Origin of the sequence: Rhizorhabdus wittichii (assembly GCF_017607425.1) — a bacterium.
In the GTDB taxonomy this organism is placed as follows: Bacteria; Pseudomonadota; Alphaproteobacteria; order Sphingomonadales; family Sphingomonadaceae; genus Rhizorhabdus; species Rhizorhabdus wittichii.
Map to the genome: position 1 here is coordinate 3,104,098 of NZ_CP059319.1, position 19,114 is coordinate 3,123,211.

At 69.6% G+C, this 19,114-nt stretch carries 16 protein-coding genes; 7 read left to right on the top strand and 9 right to left on the bottom strand.

Annotated elements, in window-relative coordinates; genetic code table 11:
• Window positions 1–14: 14 nt before the first annotated feature.
• Window positions 15–1,040 carry a polyprenyl synthetase family protein gene (locus HRJ34_RS14550; protein ID WP_012049635.1) on the bottom strand — a complete coding sequence of 342 codons (1,026 nt, stop codon included), beginning with the start codon at window positions 1,038–1,040 and terminating at the stop codon, window positions 15–17.
• 121 nt (window positions 1,041–1,161) lie between these two features.
• On the opposite strand from HRJ34_RS14550, the gene HRJ34_RS14555 reads away from it, so the two are divergent.
• Entirely contained in the window at window positions 1,162–1,446 is a 285-nt protein-coding gene (locus HRJ34_RS14555; RefSeq protein ID WP_012049634.1) for a chorismate mutase, read from the top strand.
• Window positions 1,447–1,697: 251 nt separating this feature from the next.
• On the opposite strand, the gene HRJ34_RS14560 is transcribed toward HRJ34_RS14555, so the two are convergent.
• Entirely contained in the window at window positions 1,698–3,488 is a 1,791-nt protein-coding gene (locus tag HRJ34_RS14560) for an ABC-F family ATP-binding cassette domain-containing protein (RefSeq protein ID WP_029993046.1), read from the bottom strand.
• Between the two features lie 95 nt (window positions 3,489–3,583).
• Between HRJ34_RS14560 and HRJ34_RS14565 the strand changes: the two genes are divergently transcribed.
• The 3 genes from HRJ34_RS14565 (at window position 3,584) to HRJ34_RS14575 (ending at window position 6,179) form a co-directional block, all read left to right on the top strand.
• Window positions 3,584–3,886, top strand: a complete 303-nt coding sequence (locus HRJ34_RS14565) for a PepSY domain-containing protein (RefSeq protein ID WP_208631587.1) — start codon at window positions 3,584–3,586, stop codon at window positions 3,884–3,886.
• 32 nt (window positions 3,887–3,918) lie between these two features.
• Window positions 3,919–4,581 (top strand): response regulator transcription factor, encoded by a 663-nt coding sequence (locus HRJ34_RS14570; protein ID WP_012049631.1) that lies wholly within the window; start codon window positions 3,919–3,921, stop codon window positions 4,579–4,581.
• Window positions 4,582–4,742: 161 nt separating this feature from the next.
• Window positions 4,743–6,179 (top strand): sensor histidine kinase, encoded by a 1,437-nt coding sequence (locus tag HRJ34_RS14575; protein ID WP_208631588.1) that lies wholly within the window; start codon window positions 4,743–4,745, stop codon window positions 6,177–6,179.
• Between the two features lie 161 nt (window positions 6,180–6,340).
• Here HRJ34_RS14575 and HRJ34_RS14580 read toward each other — a convergent pair whose 3' ends face one another.
• From HRJ34_RS14580 to HRJ34_RS14595, 4 genes are all read right to left on the bottom strand, one after another.
• Window positions 6,341–7,177: an ATP-binding protein gene (locus HRJ34_RS14580; protein ID WP_208631589.1), complete on the bottom strand. Its 837-nt coding sequence runs from the start codon at window positions 7,175–7,177 to the stop codon at window positions 6,341–6,343.
• Between the two features lie 133 nt (window positions 7,178–7,310).
• Window positions 7,311–8,666, bottom strand: coding sequence for a PEP-CTERM-box response regulator transcription factor (prsR, locus tag HRJ34_RS14585; protein WP_030091779.1), 1,356 nt, complete (start codon window positions 8,664–8,666; stop codon window positions 7,311–7,313).
• A complete protein-coding gene (gene prsK, locus HRJ34_RS14590; protein WP_226948795.1) occupies window positions 8,663–10,813 on the bottom strand; it encodes an XrtA/PEP-CTERM system histidine kinase PrsK in 2,151 nt (716 codons plus the stop codon). Before prsK ends, prsR begins: the two co-directional genes overlap by 4 nt.
• Before the next feature lie 5 nt (window positions 10,814–10,818).
• The gene (locus tag HRJ34_RS14595; protein WP_016744836.1) at window positions 10,819–12,207 is read right to left on the bottom strand and encodes a TIGR03013 family XrtA/PEP-CTERM system glycosyltransferase; all 1,389 of its coding nucleotides are present in this window, start codon (window positions 12,205–12,207) and stop codon (window positions 10,819–10,821) included.
• A gap of 96 nt (window positions 12,208–12,303) precedes the next feature.
• Between HRJ34_RS14595 and HRJ34_RS14600 the strand changes: the two genes are divergently transcribed.
• A complete protein-coding gene (locus HRJ34_RS14600) occupies window positions 12,304–13,389 on the top strand; it encodes a mannose-1-phosphate guanylyltransferase/mannose-6-phosphate isomerase (RefSeq protein WP_208631590.1) in 1,086 nt (361 codons plus the stop codon).
• A gap of 179 nt (window positions 13,390–13,568) precedes the next feature.
• A complete protein-coding gene (locus HRJ34_RS14605; RefSeq protein WP_208631591.1) occupies window positions 13,569–14,525 on the top strand; it encodes an aldo/keto reductase in 957 nt (318 codons plus the stop codon).
• 112 nt (window positions 14,526–14,637) lie between these two features.
• Here the strand turns inward: HRJ34_RS14605 and HRJ34_RS14610 are convergent, their stop codons facing one another.
• Window positions 14,638–16,029 carry a helix-turn-helix domain-containing protein gene (locus HRJ34_RS14610; RefSeq protein WP_012049623.1) on the bottom strand — a complete coding sequence of 464 codons (1,392 nt, stop codon included), beginning with the start codon at window positions 16,027–16,029 and terminating at the stop codon, window positions 14,638–14,640.
• A gap of 499 nt (window positions 16,030–16,528) precedes the next feature.
• Here HRJ34_RS14610 and HRJ34_RS14615 point away from each other — a divergent pair, with 499 nt between their 5' ends.
• The gene (locus tag HRJ34_RS14615) at window positions 16,529–16,894 is read left to right on the top strand and encodes a response regulator (RefSeq protein ID WP_012049622.1); all 366 of its coding nucleotides are present in this window, start codon (window positions 16,529–16,531) and stop codon (window positions 16,892–16,894) included.
• Between the two features lie 122 nt (window positions 16,895–17,016).
• Here HRJ34_RS14615 and HRJ34_RS14620 read toward each other — a convergent pair whose 3' ends face one another.
• Window positions 17,017–18,303: a M20 metallopeptidase family protein gene (locus tag HRJ34_RS14620; protein ID WP_208631592.1), complete on the bottom strand. Its 1,287-nt coding sequence runs from the start codon at window positions 18,301–18,303 to the stop codon at window positions 17,017–17,019.
• Between the two features lie 2 nt (window positions 18,304–18,305).
• The gene (locus tag HRJ34_RS14625; RefSeq protein WP_030091773.1) at window positions 18,306–18,938 is read right to left on the bottom strand and encodes a DUF4893 domain-containing protein; all 633 of its coding nucleotides are present in this window, start codon (window positions 18,936–18,938) and stop codon (window positions 18,306–18,308) included.
• Window positions 18,939–19,114: the final 176 nt, after the last annotated feature.

Consider the following 19,114-nt stretch of genomic DNA (forward strand, 5'->3'; position numbering starts at 1 on the left):
AGGGGGGAAGGCGGTCAATAGGCCCGGGACACCGCGAACTGGGCGGCTTCGATCAGGGCGGACCTGGCCTGGCCGGCCGGGAAGCTGGCGAGCGCGTCGATCGCGCGCTGGGCGTAGTGGCGGGCGCGGGCGGCGGTGTCGGCGAGGGCGCCGGTGCCGCGCAGGATGCCGGTCGCACGGACGAGGTCCTCGTCCTCGTTGCGCAGTCCCTCGATCGCCTCGCGCAGGAAATCGCGGTCGGCGGCTTCGGCGCGGGCATAGGCCAGGATCACCGGCAGGGTGACCTTGCCGTCGCGGAAGTCGTCGCCCGCGTCCTTGCCCATCGTCGCGCCGTCCGAGACATAGTCGATCACATCGTCGACGAGCTGGAAGGCGATGCCGAGATAGCGGCCATATTGGTCGAGCGCCTCCTCGACCGCCGGCTCGCGCTCGGCGACGACGGCGGCGATGCGGCAGGCGGCGGCGAACAGCACCGCCGTCTTGGCGGCGATGATCTCCAGATAGCGTTCCTCGCTGGTCTCGATCCGGCGCTGCGCGGTGAGCTGGTTGACCTCGCCCTCCGCGATCACCGCCGAGGCGTTCGACAGGATGCGTAGCACCCGCAGCGAGCCGTCCTCGACCATCAGCTCGAACGAGCGGCTGAACAGGAAATCGCCGACCAGCACGCTGGCGGCATTGCCCCAGATCATGTTGGCGGTGCTGCGGCCGCGACGCAGGCCCGACTGGTCGACGACGTCGTCGTGGAGCAGCGTCGCGGTGTGGATGAACTCGACCGTGGCGGCAAGCTTGTGGTGCCGTTCCCCGGCATAGTCGAGCAGCTTGGCGCAGGCGAGCGTCAGCATCGGCCGCATCCGCTTGCCGCCGCCGGCGATCAGATGGCCGGCCAGCTCGGGAATCAGCGGCACGTCCGACTGCATCCGCGCCAGGATCACGCTGTTGACCGCATTCATGTCGGCGGCGACGAGCGCCATGATCGGATCGAGCGAAGGCTGCGCCTCGCGGCGGATCGGGGTGACGGTCGCTGTCATGGGCGAGCCCATGGGCCGCACCGCCGCGAAAGGCAAGACCGGAAGCTGCCGCTTCGGGCGTACTCGGCGCTTGCCAAGCGCGGAGTCGATCCCCGATAGGCGATGCCGCCAAGAAAGAAGGGAACGCCGCCGCATGGCCGATGAGATCCTGAGCCGCTACCGCGAGAGCATCGACAATATCGATGCCGCGCTGATCTTCATGCTGGCGGAGCGCTTCAAGATCACCCAGGCGGTGGGCGAGCACAAGGCCGCCACCGGCCTGCCCCCCGCCGATCCGGGCCGCGAGCAGATCCAGATCGACCGCCTCCGCTCGCTGGCGAAGAGCGCGAATCTCGATCCCGACTTCTCCGAGAAATTCCTGCGCTTCGTTATTGACGAAGTCATCCACCATCATCGCCGTGCCGGCGCTGATGGTTGATTTTGTTTGGCCTCAGGCGCCGGCGCGGGCATCCGCCCGCTTGGCTATCCTCGCATAAGCTCGGGCGCGCGTGCGCGCTTGCGGAGCCCTGACGGGCTCCGGCGATCAGCTCGGCGTCGGGATGCGTCACTTCATTCCTCCCCATGCACCGCATGGGGAGGGGGACCGCCGAAGGCGGTGGAGGGGTCTGCGACCCCTACCCCTCCACCATCCTTCGGATGGTCCCCCTCCCCGGCTTCGCCGGGGAGGAATTAAGAGAGGCTTTCGGCCATTTCGGCGAGTTCGAGCCAGCGCAGCTCGGCTTCCTCCTTCTTCGCCTTCGCCGCCTCGATGCCCTTCATCAGCGCGTCGAACCGCTTCGGGTCGCGGGCATAGAGGTCGGGGTCGGCCAGCGCCGCCTCGTCACGGGCGATCGCGGCTTCGAGCTTCTCGATCTCGACCGGGAGCAGGTCGAGGTCGCGCTGGTCCTTGTAGCTGAGCTTGGTCCTGGCCTTGGGCGCGGCGGCAGGTTCGGCCCTGGGCGCGGCGGGTCGCTTCGTCTCGACGCGGACGGTGCGCTGCCTTTCCCAATCCTCATAGCCGCCCGCGACGATGTCGACCTTGCCCGACCCGTCGAGGCCGAGCGTCACCGTCACGGTGCGGTCGAGGAAGTCGCGGTCGTGGCTGACGATCAGGACGGTGCCCTCATAGTCGGCGATCACCTCCTGCAAGAGGTCGAGCGTCTCGAGGTCGAGGTCGTTGGTCGGCTCGTCGAGCACCAGCAGGTTCGAGGGCCGGGCGAACTCGCGCGCCAGCAGGACGCGGGACCGCTCGCCACCCGACAGCGTTCCGATCCGGGCGTCGGCGATCGCCGGCTCGAACAGGAACTCCTTGAGATAGCCGTGGACATGCTTCTTGACGCCCTGCACCTCGATCCAGTCGCCGCCGTCGGCGAGCACGTCGCGCACCCGCTTCTCGGGCGCCATCAGCTTGCGCTGCTGGTCGATGACGATGCCGTCGAGGGTCTTGGCCAGCTTGACCCTGCCCGAATCGGGCGCGATCTCGCCGGTCAGCAGCTTGAGCAGGGTCGACTTGCCCGCGCCGTTGGCGCCGACCACGCCGATCCGGTCGCCGCGCGTCACCCGGAAGGTGAAGTCCCGGATGATGGTGCGCGAGGTCTCTCCGGCCCCGAACGCCTTGGTGACGTGCTCGGCGTCGATCACCACCTTGGTCTTGACGTCGTCGGCGGCGACGGCGAGCCGGGCGGTGCCCTGCGGCCCGAGCATCGCCTTGCGCTGCGCCCGCATCTCGTGGAGCTTGGCGAGGCGGCCCTGGTTGCGCCGCCGCCGCGCGGTGACGCCGCGCAGCATCCAGTGCTCCTCGATCTTCAGCTTCGCGTCGAGCCGCTCGGCGTTGCGGGCCTCCTCCTCATGGACCTTCTCGGTCCAGGCCTCGAACCCGCCGAAGCCGACCTCGGCCCGGCGGATGCCGCCCCGGTCGAGCCACAGCGTCTGCCGGGTCAGCCGGGTCAGGAAGGTGCGGTCGTGGCTGATCGCGATGAAGGCGCCGGCATAGCGGCCGAGCCAGGATTCGAGCCACTCGATCGCGGCGAGGTCGAGATGGTTGGTCGGCTCGTCGAGCAGCAGCACCTCGGGCTCCATCGCCAGCGCGCGGGCGATCGCGGCGCGGCGCCGCTCGCCGCCGCTCGCGCTCGCCGCGTCGCGCGACAGGTCGATGCCGATCTGGCTGGCGATCGCCTCCACTTCATGCGCGGGCGGGGCGTCCGACCCGGCCAGCGCGAAATCGCGCAGCGTGGCGTGGCCCGCCATCGACGGCTCCTGTTCGAGCAGGACGACGCGGGTGCCGGGGACGATGGTGCGCAGCCCCTCGTCCGAATCGATCCGGCCGGCGAGCAGCTTGAGCAGCGTCGTCTTGCCCGCGCCGTTGCGGCCGATCAGCGCCAGCCGGTCGCGGGGGGCGATATTGATGTCGAGGCCGCGGAACAGCCAGCCGCTGCCCTGGACGAGACCGAGGTTCTGATAGCTGAGGATCGGAGCGGACATGTGTCTTCGCAATGCAACAGGTGTGGAGATTCCGTGGAGACACGAACATTCATGCCCTATTCAAGCCCCTGACCCTATGCCAATAGCCCATGTCAATGCGTAAACCTCTTGCCGCCCTGTCGCTGGCGTTGCTCGTCGTTGCCGCTTCCCCCGCCACGGCGGACCGGAATCGCGTGCCCGAGCAGGACGCGCTGCGCGCCGGCGTCCGGTCCGGCCAATATCTTCCCTATCAGGAAATGCGCGCCCGCGCGCAGGGCCGGGTCGACGGCCAGATGATCGGATCGGAATTCGATCCGGGAACCGGACGCTATCGATTCAAGTTTCAGCGTGGCGGTTCGGTGATATGGATGGACATGGACGGCCGCACCGGGCGTGAACTGGGCCGCGTCGGACAATAACCCCCCGCACAGGGGCCGGAAGAGGGAAATGCATGCGCGTCCTGATCGTCGAGGATGAACCCAATCTTGGCCGCCAGCTCCGCGCCACGCTCGAAGGCGCCGGCTATGCGGTCGACCTGGCCACCGACGGCGAGGACGGCCATTTCCTCGGATCGACCGAGAGCTACGACGCGATCATCCTCGACCTGGGCCTGCCCGAGGTCGACGGGCTGACCGTGCTCGACCGCTGGCGGCGCGAGGGCAAGGACACGCCGGTGCTGGTGCTGACCGCGCGCGACAGCTGGTCGGACAAGGTCGCCGGGCTCGACGCGGGCGCCGACGACTATCTCGCCAAGCCGTTCCAGACCGAGGAGCTGATCGCCCGGCTGCGCGCGCTGATCCGCCGCGCCTCGGGCAACGCCTCGTCCGAGCTGATCGCCGGCGACGTCCGGCTCGACACCCGCAGCGGCAAGGTGACGCTGGCCGGCGAGCCGGTGAAGCTGACCGCGCAGGAGTACAAGCTGCTCAGCTACCTGCTCCACCACAAGGGCAAGGTGGTCAGCCGCACCGAGCTGATCGAGCATATCTACGACCAGGATTTCGATCGCGATTCGAACACGATCGAGGTGTTCGTGACCCGCATCCGCAAGAAGCTGGGCCAGGACGTCATCACCACAATCCGCGGTCTCGGCTATTCGCTGGATGACCCTGCTTAGGGCGTGCCGACAGTCGGCCCATGCCGGCCTGCGCGCCGCGCCGGCCTCTCCCGTCATTCCCGCGAAAGCGGGAATCCACGGTCACGGAACGTCCGATCTCTTGCGGGCCGCCGTCCATGGATTCCCGCTTTCGCGGGAATGACGGCAGGATAGAGACATCGGTGAGACTCGATCCCATCCTTAAAGGTCCAAGACGCATCTTCGCGGCAGCGCGGGCTCGGGCCCTCGAAAGCAGGGCCTCGACCGGATCGCTGACCCGGCGCATGATCTCGATCGCGGCGCTGTGGATCGGCGTGCTGCTGGTCGGCGGCGGCTTCGCGCTCGACCGGGTGCTGAGCGAGGCGATCACCCGCAATTTCGACGCGCAGCTCGAATATGTGCTCAACGCGATGATCGCCTCGGCCGAGATCGGGCCCGACGGCGAGGTCCGCTTCAACCGGCCGCTCGGCGACCAGCGCTTCCTCGAACCCTATTCGGGGCTCTACTGGCAGGTGTCGGGCCATGCCCATGAGCCGTTCCGATCGCGATCGCTGTGGGACCGGGCGCTGCGCCAGGGCGATCCGCACCATGGCCGCACCCTCCACGTCGCCGACAGCGACGAGTTCGACGGCGAGCCGCTGCGCGTGCTCGACCGCGAGGTGCGGCTGCCGGGATCGGCGACCGAATGGCGCTTCCAGGTCGCCGCCAGCCGCGCCGGGCTCAACGACCAGATCGCGGTGCTGCGGCGGACGCTGGTGCGGTCCTTCGCGATCCTCGGCCTCGGCCTGCTGATCCTCGCCGCGCTCCAGGCGACCTACGGGCTGTGGCCGCTCAGGACGCTGCGCCGGGCGGTGTCGGCGGTAAGCTCCGGCATCAGCGCGCGGATCGACGCGAAATTCCCCAACGAGGTCCGCCCGCTCGTCGAGGAGCTCAACGAGCTGCTCGCCCATAACGAGCGGCAGGCCGAGGAGGCGCGCCGCCACGCCGGCAACCTCGCCCATGCGCTCAAGACCCCGCTGACCGTGCTGATGAACGAGGCGACCGCGAACAGCCCCGAGCTGGCCGAGACGGTGGTGCGGACGACGATGACGATGCGCCGCCAGGTCGACCATCACCTCGCCCGCGCCCGCGCCGTCGGCCGGCGCGCCAACGCCCAGGCGCGCTCCGAGATCTGGCCGTCGCTCAAGGCGGTCGAGCGGGCGATGGCGCGGATGCACCGCCACGTCACCGTCGACCTGGCCGGCGACCAGAAGGCGGTCGCCCATGTCGAGCGGCAGGACCTCGACGAGATTCTCGGCAACCTGATCGAGAACGCCGCCAAATATGGCCAGGGCCGCGTCTTCGTCACCGTCTCGCGGGTCGCGACCGACCTGCCCAACGGGCGCAAGGCCGACTGGGTCGAGCTGCTGATCGAGGACGACGGCCCCGGCATCCCCGAGGCCGAGCGCGGCAAGCTGTTCGAACGCGGCGCGCGGCTCGACACGGGCAAGCCCGGCACCGGCCTCGGCCTCGCCATCGTCCGCGACGTGATCGGCATCTATGGCGGCACGATCGCGCTGGAGGAGAGCGAGGACCTGGGGGGATTGCAGATTCGGGTGCGGTTGCCGGCGGCTGTTTAGAAAGAAGGAATCTCCCTCCCCTTCAGGGGAGGGATGTAAGGGTGGGGTACGGAGTAGAGGGGCTCGATGCCCCTCTACGGAGTTCTGCGGGACCGACGAAGCAGGCTCGCTACGCTCGCCACCCACCCCTTCCCCCTCCCTTGCAGGGAGGGGCTTATTTTTTAGATTCTTTTACCGGCCCGCCCCGCCAGTTCGACGACATATTGCCAGGCGACGCGGCCCGAGCGGCTGCCGCGCTGGGTGGCCCAGGCGATCGCGTCGAGCGGTTCGAAGGCGAGGCCGTAGCGGTCGGCATAGCCCTGCACCATCGCGACATAGGTGTCCTGGTCGCAGACGTGGAAGCCGAGCGACAGGCCGAAGCGGTCGGCGAGCGCGAGCTTGTCGTCGACCACGTCGCGCGGGTTGATCGGGCTGTCCTGCTCGCGCAGGTCGCGCGAGACGATGTGGCGGCGGTTGGCGGTGACGTGGAGCCGGGCATTGGCCGGGCGCGCCTCGGCCCCGCCTTCGAGCATCGAGCGCAGCAGGCGCGGGCCCTGTCCGCCCGCGGCCCCGGAAGCGCCTTCGTCAAAGCCGAGATCGTCGAGGAACAGGACGAAGGCGCGCGGCACGTCGGCGATCAGCGCGAACAGGCGCGGCAGCTCCTCGATCCGCTCGCCGGCGATCTCGATCAGCGCGACGTCATGGCCCTGCCCGCGCAGCTCGCCGACGGTCGCCTTGACCAGCGCCGACTTGCCCGCGCCGCGCGCGCCCCACAGCAGCACGTCGTGCGCGGCGGCGCCGGTCGCCAACCGCCGGGCATTGTCGAGCAGCGCCGCCTTCTGCGTGTCGACCCCGGTCAGCAGGTCGAGCGGCAGCGGCGAAAAGACGCGGGCCGCGGCAAGGCCATGGTCGCGCCAGACATAGGCGGGATGCGCCGCCGGATCGGCATGCGGCGCGGGCGGCGGCGCGATCCGCTCAAGGGCGTCGGCGATGCGGGCGAGGATGGCGGGGTCGGTCATGGCGGCGGGGGATAGAACAACAACCGCCGTCATGCCAGCGGAGGCTGGCATCCATGTCTGTTGTCTCCCCGGAGGGCATCTGGCTGGTGAGAGACATGGACCCCAGCCTTCGCTGGGGTGACGTTTGTGGGGGCTAGGCTTCGATCCCGTATTGGCGCAGCAGGTCGTAGAGGGTCGGCCGGCTGATGCCGAGCATCTTGGCGGCGCTGGAGATATTGCCTTCGCTGCGGGCGAGGGCGCGGGTGATGGCGGCGCGGTCGGCGGTTTCGCGGACGGCCTTCAGGTTGAGGTAGCCGCCGTCCTCCCGATCCGGGGTGAGGTCGAGGTCGTCGGCGGTCACCAGCTTGCCGTCGGCCATGATCACCGCGCGCTTGAGCTTGTTCTCCAGCTCGCGGACGTTGCCGGGCCAGCGCCAGCCGTCGATCGCGGCGAGCGCGTCGGGGGCGAAGCCCTTGACCGGCGAGTCCATCTCGCGCGCCAGCTTCCTGAGCAGCGCGCGGGCGATCAGCAGCGCGTCGCCGGGCCGCTGCGCGAGCGGCGGGATGCGGACGACGATCTCGGCGAGGCGGTAATAGAGGTCCTCGCGGAAGCGCGCCTCGGCGATCATCGCGTCGAGGTCCTGATGGGTCGCGCAGACGATCCGCGTGTCGACCGCGATCGGCTTGCGGCTGCCGATCCGCTCGATCACCCGTTCCTGGAGGAAGCGCAGCAGCTTGACCTGGAGCGGCAGCGGGATGTCGCCGACCTCGTCGAGGAACAGGGTGCCGCCCTGCGCCTGCTCGATCTTGCCCTCGGTGGTCTTGATCGCGCCGGTGAAGGCGCCCTTCTCATAGCCGAACAGCTCGGCCTCGAGCAGATTCTCGGGAATGGCGGCGCAGTTGATCGCGACGAAGGCGCCGCCGCTCCGCTTGCTCGCCTTGTGGAGCAGCCGGGCGAGCACCTCCTTGCCGGTGCCGCTCGCCCCCAGCAGCATCACCGAGACGTCGGTGTTGGCGACGCGCTCGATCGTGCGGACGACCTTGAGCATCGCGGGGTCGTTGGTGAGCAGGCCGTCCTCGGCATCGCCGTCGCCCTGCGCCTGGAGCCGGGCATTCTCCTGCTCCAGCCCGTGGAGGTGGAAGGCGCGGGCGACGATCAGGCCGAGCTCGTCGATGTCGACGGGCTTGTGGTAATAGTCGTAGGCGCCCGCCGCGACGGCCCGGAGGGCGCCTTCGCGCGCGCCATGGCCCGAGGCGACGATCACCTTGGTGTCCGGCTTGAGCGACAGGATCGCGTCGAGCGTGGCGAAGCCCTCGCTCGTGCCGTCGGGATCGGGCGGCAGGCCGAGATCGAGGGTGACGACCGCCGGCTCGTAATGGCGCAGCGCGTCGATCGCCGCCTGGCGGTTGGTGGCGGAGACCACCTCATAATCCTCATAGGCCCAGCGGAGCTGCTTCTGCAGCCCCTCGTCGTCCTCGACGATCAGCAGGCGGGGCTTGGCGGTGCTCATGCGGCTCCCTTCGACAGGTCGCCGCCGAGCAGCGCGGTCAGCGGCAGGACGATGGTGAAACGGCTTCCCTCCCCGGGACGGCTCTGCACCTCCAGCCGGCCGCCCATGCCGGTGACGAGCGCGCGCGCCTCATAGGCGCCGATGCCGAAGCCGCCGTCCTTGGTCGAGGAGAAGGGATGGAACAGGCGGGTGCGGACGAACTCGGCCGACATGCCGCAGCCGCGATCGACGACCTCGACCACCGCCTCCAGCCCGCGCCGGCCGATCGCGACCTCGACCGGCGCGGCCGGATCGCTCGCGTCGATCGCGTTCTGGACGAGGTGGCCGAGCGCCTGCTGGAAGCGGTCGGGATCGACCGTCGCCATCACGTCGTCGCGGCCAACGATGCGGATGCCATGGCCGCCCGAGCGATCGCGCACCACCTCCTCGACCAGCGTGCGCAGCGAATGGGGCGCGGGCTCGTCGGGCCGGGCGCGATGATGCTGCGACAGGCGCGCGAGCAGGTCGTTCATCTTGCCGACCGAATTCTGCAGCGTGTCGATCATGTCGGCGCGGAACTCGGGCTTGTCGGCGTGGCGTTCGGCGTTGCGGGCGAGCAGGCTGAGCTGGCTCACCAGATTCTTGATGTCGTGCATGATGAAGGCGAAGCGCCGGTTGAACTCGTCGAAGCGGCGCGCGTCGGACAGCGCCTCCTGCCCGCGCGCCTCGGCGAGGTAGCTGGCGACCTGCCGCCCCGCCACGCGGAGCAGGTCGTGGTCCTCGTCGTCGAGCAGGCGCGGCTCGCGCGGGCGTTCGAGCAGCACCGCGCCGACCAGCCGGTCGAAATGGATCAGCGGCACCAGCGCCCAGGCCTCCTCCTCCTCGACCATCCAGGCGGGAACCAGCGCCGCCGCCTCGGGTTCCTCGCCCCGGCGCAGCCGCTCGACCTCGACGACGCCATCGGCCTGGAGATGCTGGGCGAGGCCGGTGCCGGCGGCGGCGAGCGGCGGATCGAGCGACGGCCAGTTCCAGCGCGCCGACGCCTCCAGCCCGCCGTCGGGGCCGCACAGCATCAGCAGGCCGCCCGGGCAATCGAAGATGTCTGCGATCGCCTTCACCGTCCGTTCGGCGAGCGGCGGCGCATCCTCGCCGGGCTGGCCGACCGTCTCGGTGAAGCGGCGCCATTCGAGGCGATAGTCGTAGCGATGCTGGAAGAGCTGGCGGCCGAGCGTCTTCTTGAGCCGCTGGCGATAGCGGGTCGACGGGAAGAGCGAGAGCGCGAAGGCGACGAAGAAGGCGGCGACGGTGAGCCGCGGCAGCAAAGCGAGGTTGCCGACCACCGCGAGCAGCCGCGCGGTAAGCACCATCGCCGCCAGATAGGCGCCGCTCAGCACCAGCGTCAGCGTCTGGAAGCCGGTGGCGCGCGACACCCGCATCCGATCGAGCGTGGCGAGGCGGCTGACCGTCACCAGCAGCGGCGCGATCAGCACCATCACCACCCCGCGCAGCCCGAACAGCCCGGTCGGCCAGCCGTTGATCAGATAGGCGACGGTCGCGAGGTTGAGATCGAAGGTCCACATCACCGCCAGCGCCAGCATCGGCGAGCCGAGCCCGAAGCGCGCCTCCGGCGAGGCGGCGGTATAGAGATTGTGGAGCAGGCAGAGGCCGCCGATCGCGCTGGCGACGCGCAGCGACTGGCCGGTCAGGAACAGGCCGGCCTGGATGCGCGGGCTGCCGGTGAAGGCGAGCGGCAGCAGCTTGATGACGATCGCCGCCAGCAGCAGCGCCCCGAGCAGCGCGTAGATGGCGATGATCGCCGGCCGCCGCCGCCCGGCCGCGACCGGCGGCTGGAGCGCGAAGAGGAAGCCGAGCCAGGCGATGTCGGCGAGGCTCTTCGCCACGCTCGACGATATGCCGCCCGCGCCGTAGCGCGCGACGAGCATGCACCAGAGCGCGGTCAGCGCGCAGGCGAGGGTCAGCGCGATCCGGCGCGGCCCGCCGCTGCGCACCGTCGCCTGCCAGCAGACCAGCGCCGCGAACATGAAGGCGGCGAGGCCGTGCCCCCATTGGGTCGCGGCGAGGATCACCGGCTCGGGCAAGGTGGCGGCGTAGACGGGCGGAAGCTCCGTCTGCTGCGCCAGCATCGCGGCTTCCAGCCCCCGCGCCATCGGTCTTACCGGGCGCCTTCGGCCCAGAGCAGGACGCGCATCGTCTGGAGGATGATCAGCAGGTCGAGGAAGGGGCTGTAGTTCTTGGTGTAGTAGAGGTCATATTCGAGCTTGTGCCGCGCATCGTCGAGGCTGGCGCCATAGGGATAGTTGATCTGCGCCCAGCCGGTGATGCCGGGCTTCACCATGTGCCGCTCGGCATAGAAGGGGATCTGCCGTTCGAGCTCGGCGACGAATTCGGGGCGTTCGGGGCGCGGCCCGACGAAGCTCATCTGCCCTTTCAGCACGGTCCAGAGCTGGGGCAGCTCGTCGACCCGGATCAGGCGGATGATCTTGCCGATGCGGGTGACGCGCGGGTCGCCCTGCTGCGCCCAGATCGCGGCGCCGCCGGCCTCCGCATCCTGCCGCATCGAGCGGAGCTTGAGGATCTCGAAGGTCGCGCCGAAGCGGCCGACGCGGACCTGCCGGTAGAAGGCCGGGCCGGGGCTGTCGAGCTTCACCAGCAGCGCGGTGACGAGGATGATCGGCGCAGCGAGGATCAGCAGGAAGGCGCTGAGCAGCAGATCGAAGCCGCGCTTGAGCACCATCGACAGCTCGCGGCCCGAGGAGAAGCCGTCGGAGAAGATCAGCGAGGACGGCCGCACCGTGTCGAGGTCGATCCGCCCGGTCTCGCGTTCGAGGAAGTCGGAGATGTCGGTGACGTGGACGCCGGTGGTCTTGAGCCGGAGCAGCGCGTCGACCGGCACGGTGTTGCGGCGTTCGTCGAGCGCGAGGACGACCTCGTTCGCCTGGGTCGTCTCGACCAGCTCGGACAGGCTTTCGACCTCGGTCCGCGAGATCGCCGTCTCGATCTGCGGCGGCGCGTCCTTCATGTCGACGCAGCCGGCGATCAGGAAGCTGGAGCCGACCCGATTCTCGAGATTGGCCACCCGCCTGGCGCGCTGGCCGGCGCCGAGCAGCAGGATGCGGCGCTTGAACCTGTCGCCGCTGACGAAGCCGCCGAGCAGGACGCGCACCATCAGCAGCAGCACGACCGCGAGCACCATCGAGTAGAGCGAGTTGGACCGCCACAGGGTGATGCCGGGCGAGACGAAGTGCAGCACCGAGATCAGGATGACGCCGAGCGAGATCGCGACCAGCAGCCGCGCCGCCGCGAAGCGGAAGGTCTGCATCGATTCCGCGGCATAGACGCCGACGCCGATCATCGGCGCCTGGATCGCCAGCGCGAAGGTCAGCAGCTGGGGCAGCCGGCCCCACACCGATCCCGGATCGGCACCGATCTGCCGCAGGCGCAGCACCCAGCCCGCCTCGGCGACGAGCAGCAGCACCGCGAAGTCGACCACGCAGAGAAGCAGCACCGGATAGGCGATATAATGTTTGAAGATCCTCAGCATCGCCTAAACCGCGCCACCGGTTCCATCCCCCACGTCATGAAACCCCCTTGCCGCTCGACCGGTTGCTATCCGATAACGGCCCGCCCCTTCTGGACCATGGAGCCCGCCATTTCCACCACCTTGATAACCCCCGTCATCCTGTCGGGCGGGTCCGGAACCCGATTGTGGCCGCTGTCGCGGTCGCGCCGGCCGAAGCAGCTGCTGGCGCTGACCGGCGAACGGACGATGTTGCAGATGACCGCCGGGCGCTGCGCCGACCGGGCGCGCTTCGGCCCGTCGATCATCGTCACCAACGCGCTTCACGCCGCCGAGATCGCGACCCAGCTCCAGCACGACCGGCCGGCGGCGATCATCCTGGAGCCGGCGGGGCGCAACACCGCCCCCGCGATCGCGCTGGCCGCGCTCGAATCGGCGCCCGACGCGCCGCTGCTGGTGATGCCGAGCGACCATGTGATCGACGACGTCGCCGCCTTCCACGCCGCGATCGCGGCGGCGATGCCGCTGGTCCGCGACGGATGGCTGGTCACCTTCGGCATCACCCCCGACACGCCCGAGACCGGCTATGGCTATATCCGCCGCGGCGCGGACATCGCGCCGGGCGTGCAGAAGGTCGACGCCTTCGTCGAGAAGCCCGACCTCGACCGCGCCCGCGCCTATCTGGCCGAGGGCAACTACAGCTGGAACGGCGGCATCTTCCTGTTCCGCGCCGACGCCTATCTCGCCGCGCTCGACCGGTTCGAGCCGGAGATGCTGGCGGCGGTGCGCGCCTCGCTCGACGGCGCCGCGCGCGACGGCAGCATGGTCATCCCGGCCGCCGAGGCCTTCCTGTCGGTGCGGTCCGAATCGATCGACTATGCGGTGATGGAGAAGGCCGACCGGGTCGCCGTGGTGCCGGTCGAGATGGGCTGGTCCGACGTCGGGAGCTGGGACGCGCTGCACCTGCTCGGCCTTCCCGACGAGCAGGGCAACGTCGTCCAGGGCGACGTCGTGGCGCTCGACACCAGCGGCTGCCTGATCCGCAGCGAAGGGCCGGTCGTCACCACCGCCGGCATCCACGACCTGATCGTGGTGGCGACGCGCGACGCGGTGATGATCCTGCCGCGCGGCAGCAGCCAGGAGGTCAAGACGATCGTCGAGGCGCTCAAGGCCAGGGGGCACGAGACGCTCGACGCCCCCTTCTGACCGCGGTCGGGTTTCTCCAGCCCCCTCCGTCATTCCCGCGAAAGCGGGAATCCATGGACGGCGGCCCGCGAGAGATCGAATGCTCCGTGACCGTGGATTCCCGCTTTCGCGGGAATGACGGAAAACGGTAGGATTCGATCGAATCCGGAAATGTCCCGAACCGTGAGGAGAAGCCCATCATGATCGAGAAACGCGCGCTGGGCGCCACCGGCCTGTCGGTGTCGCCGCTGGTCGTCGGCGGCAATGTGTTCGGATGGACCGCCGACGAGGCGACGAGCTTCGCGATCCTCGACGCCTTCGCGGCGGCGGGCATCACCACGATCGACACCGCCGACGTCTATTCCGCCTTCGCCGGCAAGGCGGGCGGCGAGTCCGAGACGGTGATCGGCGCCTGGATGAAGGCGCGCGGCAACCGCGACCGCATCCAGGTCGCGACCAAGGTCGGGCTGCTGCCGATCGACGGCAGGAAGGGGCTCGACCCGGCGGTGATCGCGGCCGGGGTGGAGGCGTCGCTGCGCCGGCTGCAGACCGACTATATCGACCTCGAATATGCCCATGTCGACGATGAGACGGTGCCGCAGGAAGCGGTCGCCGAGGCGTTCGACCGGCTGGTGAAGGCGGGCAAGGTCCGCGCGATCGGCGCATCGAACTTCCCGCAGGAGCGGCTCGCCTCCGCGCTCGACGTCGCCGCGCGAGAGGGCTTCGTCGGCTATGGCGCGATCCAGCCCAATTTCAACCTGATGACCGCCGACCGCTTCCCCGCCGCCTATCGGCAATTCTGCCTCGACCGGGGGATCGGCGTGCTGTCCTATTATGCGCTGGCCGGCGGTTTCCTGACCGGCAAATATCGCAAGCCCGAGGACATGAAGGGCGGCGCCCGCGCGCAGTGGCTGGGCGACTATTTCAGCCCGCGCGGCGACGCCGTGCTCGCCGCGCTCGACCAGGTGGCGGCCGAGACCGGCGCGACCGTGGCGCAGGTCGCGATCGCCTGGATCCTCGCCACCCCCGGCATCACCGCGCCGATCGCCAGCGCGACCAGCGTCGCGCAGGTCGAGAGCCTGCTACCGGCGCTGACGCTGACGCTGTCGGGCGGGCAGAAGGCGGCGCTCGATGCTGCTGCGGCGACGGCGGTGTGATTCCCCCACCGTCATCCCGGCGGAGGCCGGGATCTCGGGAGAGAGGAGAAAAGGTCGAGGCAGGAGACGCCTGAGATCCCGGCCTCCGCCGGGATGACCGAAAGGAGGCCCCTCAATCCCCGACGAAGGAGAAGGGCGCCAGCCCGCGTTCGCGTTCGTTGATGGTGAGCGCGCGGCCGAGCGGGGGGGCGGCGCGCTGGACGCAATCGGCGCGCTGGCAATGGGTGCAGCCGAGGCCGATCGGATCGGCCGGGCCGCCGAGATCGATCCCGCGCGCGATCGCCAGCGCCGCCGCATGGTCGGCGGCGAGGCCGAGCGCGACGACATGCTCGGCCGCCGGCACCCCCGCCGCGCCGCCATGGTGGCGGACGCTGCGCGCGACGGTGAACCAGCGCGATCCGTCCTCGAGTTCGGCAAGCTGGCGGATCAGCCGGCCCGGCTGGTCGAAAGCCTGGTGGATCGCCCAGAGCGGGCAGCGGTGGACCGCATCGATCAGCGCCGAGCCGCTGGCCCCGGCATAGCCCTTCGACAATTGCCCCGCCCGGTCGATCCGCAGCATGAAGAAGGGCAGCCCGCGCGCGCCGACCCGCTGCAAGGTGGTCAGCCGGTGCGCGACCTGCTCGAACCCCGCGCCGAAGCGGCGCTGGAGGAGCTGGATGTCGTAGCCGGTCGTCTCGCAGGCGCGCAGGAAGCGGCCATAGGGCATCATCAGCGCGGCGGCGAAATAGGAGGTGACGTGGCGGCGGTAGAGCCGCTCGGCCGGGCGATCGCCGAACGCCGCGCCGGCGACCAGCGCGTCGATCCCCGCCCGCGCCTCGATCTGGGCGAGCTGGAACGCCGCCTGGAAGGTGCGCGCGGCGGGGTCGAGCAGCTCGGAGAGCTGGAGCTGGCGGGCGTGGAGGTCGAGCCGGCGCAACCGGTCGGGCATCACGTCGAACGGCAGGATGCGGATGGTGAGCTGATGCTTGACCCGCAGCCGTTCGGCGATCGCGCCGTAGAGGTCGCCCGCGCCGATGCGCAGCTCGTCGGCCAGTTCCTCGGCCTGGGCGTCGAGATCGGCGAAATGGTTGCGCCACCGCTCGATCTCGCGCCGCGCCGCCATCACCGGATTGGGCCCCTCGCCCGCCATGCCGGCGCCGCCGCCCTCCCGCCAGCGGTCGAACAGCCGGGCGAAGGCCTCGATCCCGCCGGGCGCGTTGTCGATCCACGCCTCCAGCTCAGCGCGGTCGATCGACAGGTCGGCGAACAGCGGATCGGACAGCCGCCGCCGCATCGCCGCCGATCCGCCGCCCGGCTCCTCCTGGCTGAGGCTGCGGATGTCGAAGTCGAACAGCTCGGCGAGCTTGAGGATCAGCCCGGCGGTCAGCGGCCGGCGATTGCCCTCGATCAGCGCGAGATAGCTGTCGGAGATGCCGAGCATCTCGGCCATCGCCTGCTGGGTATGGCCATGGTCGCGCCGCAGCCGCTTGATCCGCGGCCCCGCCAATATGCCCTGCTTGGCCATGCCGATCGCCCTCCGCGAAGGAATGAGTAAGGTTCTTACAAGATTACACTCCGATTAGCAGTTCGGGCGACATCCGGACATCAAAATCGTCGTCGTCGCGATGGCGGCCGGCCGATCGATCGGGCAGGAGAATGGAGGAGATTCGAACAGCGCCGGGCTTGGCAAGGCCTCCAGCTTGTAAGCACGGCGCCCCGCTCTTTTCCTGGGGAGGAAGAGAAACGCCCGCCGGACGCGGTGGTCTGTCCGAAACGGATGCATCCGCATCCGTTTCGGAAAAACAGACCACCAGCTTAGGCTAGGTGGATCGGACCTCCAACAAAAGCGATCGCTTTTGTTGGATACGATCCACCAGCGTCCGGCGGGCGTCATCCTTTCAGGGCGGCGCGGCTGTACCCGTAAATTGTATCCGTAAAGACACGGCGTCAGCGAACGGCAATTGCGTCCCCCGCAAATATCCGCCATCAAGGCCGTCCTGGGGCGTTGACGAGGATATGTGACTGTGAGCCAGCCCCCCGTGGGGACGAGGGTCCTGATCGTCGAAGACGATACGATCATCGCGATGACCGCCGAAGACATGCTCGACGAATGTGGTTGCAAGACGGCGGCGATCGCCGTCTCGGTCGCCGAGGCGCTGGCCCGCGCGGCCGACACCGATTTCGACATCGCGCTGCTCGACCTCAACCTGAAGGACGAGAACAGCCTGCCGGTCGCGCAGCACCTGCGCGACGCCGGCAAGCGCTTCATCTTCGCGACCGGCTATGACGGGCTGCCCGCCGACAGCGGCTTCGCCGACGCGCCGGTGATCTCCAAGCCCTACCGGATCGAGCAGCTCGCCACGGTGATCGCGCAGACGCTGTCGGACTGAGGTCCGGAAACCGTCATCCTGGCGAAAGCCAGGATCCCCCTTCTCTTCGTTTCTCCTGCCGCAGCGTGGAAAGGCAGGGAGATCCCGGCTTTCGCCGGGATGACGGAAAAGAGGGATCGAACCTATTTCTTCAGCACGGTCAGCGCCGCGGTGGTCATCGCCTCGACCGCGGTCGAGATGACGGCGTCGGCGTCGGGGGCCCAGAAGGGGCTGTGGATCGACGGCAGCCTGGTGATGTCGCCCCCGGCGGCGTCCCACTTGTCCTTGCGGACGCCGCCGACCCAGAGCAGCAGCGCCTGGGCCGAGGTGTCGGCGAGATAATATTCGCTGAAGTCCTCGCCGCCCATCTGCGCGCGCGCCGGCACGACCCGGTCCTTGCCGAAGCGCGCGGTGAAGACGTCGGTCATCCGCGCGGTGATCTCATGGGTGTTGAAGGTGGCGGGGGTGCGCTGGTCGGCGAGGGTGACGACCGGCAGCTTGTCGTCGGGCATGCCGCCCGCGATCGCCTCCCCCTTCGCGATCCGCGCGATACCGTCGAGCAGGTGCTGGCGCACCTCCGGCTTGTAGGAGCGCACGGTGATCTGGAGGTGCGCCTCGGGCGGGATGATGTTGTGCTTGGTGCCGGCCTGGAAGCTGCCGACCGTGACCACCCCCGATTCGAGCGGATCGATCTCGCGCGAGATCAGCGTCTGCAGGGTCGAGACGATCCGCGAGGCGATGACGATCGGGTCCTTGGCGAGGTGCGGATAGGCGCCGTGGCCGCCCTCCCCCTTCACGACGATGTCGACCGAATCGACATTGGCCATCGCATAGCCGTCGACGATGCCGATCGTCCCGGCGGGAAGCGCCGCCGAATCATGGAAGGCGATCACCGTCGAGGGCTTGGGGAAGCGGATGTAGAGCCCGTCCTTGAGCATCGCCCGCGCGCCCGATCCAATCTCCTCGGCGGGCTGGCCGATCATCACCAGCGTGCCCGACCAGTCGCCCTTCATCGCCGCCATCCGCCGCGCGGTGCCGATCCAGCTCGCCATGTGCGTGTCGTGGCCGCAGGCGTGCATCACCCCGGGGGTCTGGCTGGCATAGGGCAGCCCGGTCTGCTCGGCGACCGGCAGCGCGTCCATGTCGGCGCGCAGCAGCAGCACCGGGCCCGGCCCGTTCCGCAGCACCGCGACGACGCCGGTGCCGCCGACGCCGGTCGTCACCTCGAACCCGGCCTTCTTCGCCTCGGCCGCCATGATCCCGGCGCTGCGCCCTTCCTTGAAGCTGAGCTCCGGATGGGCGTGCAGGTCGCGATAGATGGCGGTGAGGCTGGGCAGGTCGGCCTTCACCGCATCCTGGAGCGGATCGGCCTGCGACGGCGCCGCGATGCAGGCCGCGGAGAGGGCCAGGAGGGACGTCAGCTTTTTCATTCTCACCCCTTCGGTATCAGTTCGAAGATGTCGATCGTGGATTCCCAGCGCGGATAGGGAAAGGCGATCCGCCAGCGCTGCGGCGCGACCCGCTCGACCACGCCGACCATGTCGCGCTCGCCGTCGCGGCCATAGGGCAGCGGCCGCGCCTCGTCGCCCAGCGTCATCGCGCCCAGGAAGATCATCCGCCGCCCCTCGTCGGGGAAGATGTCGCCGACCGGGCGCTGCGACCCGTTGAGCTTGGCGAGGTGCAGCCGCCCGTCGAGCATCGATATCCGGCAGTTGAAATAGGGATAGGCGACATAGTCCATCAGGCCCTTGGTCTGGGCCCCCATCTTGATCACCCGGCAGCTATAGTCGCCCTGCGGCGGCAGCGGATCGTCGAGCGCGGCGTCGGGCTTGAGCAGCGGCCCCTGCGCCGCGACCTGCGCCGCGTTGCCCGCCGCCGTCGCCTTGTCGAGCCCGGCGATCCAGGCGGCGCGCCAGCGCGCCAGCCGGTCGCGATCGGGCGCGGTGACGATCTGCCGCCAGTCGTTCGGGCGCGGCCTGGGCGCCTCGCGATCGATCGACTTCGATCCGCAGGCCGCCACCGTCAGCAGCAGGGCACCGGCGAGGCCGATTCGGACATGCGGCAAAGCGATCGTCTCCTCTCGCCCTTCGAAAAGCCCAGCCTGCCCGGCCCGCCCCTGCTTGGCAAGTCGAACGATTTCCGCCGCTTATGCCGGGGAAGGGCGAGCCCGGCCCGCCCTTCCCCGGCAAAGCCCGCGCGGCGCTTGAGCGGCGCCCGCTCGTGACCGGTCGAAGACCGGGC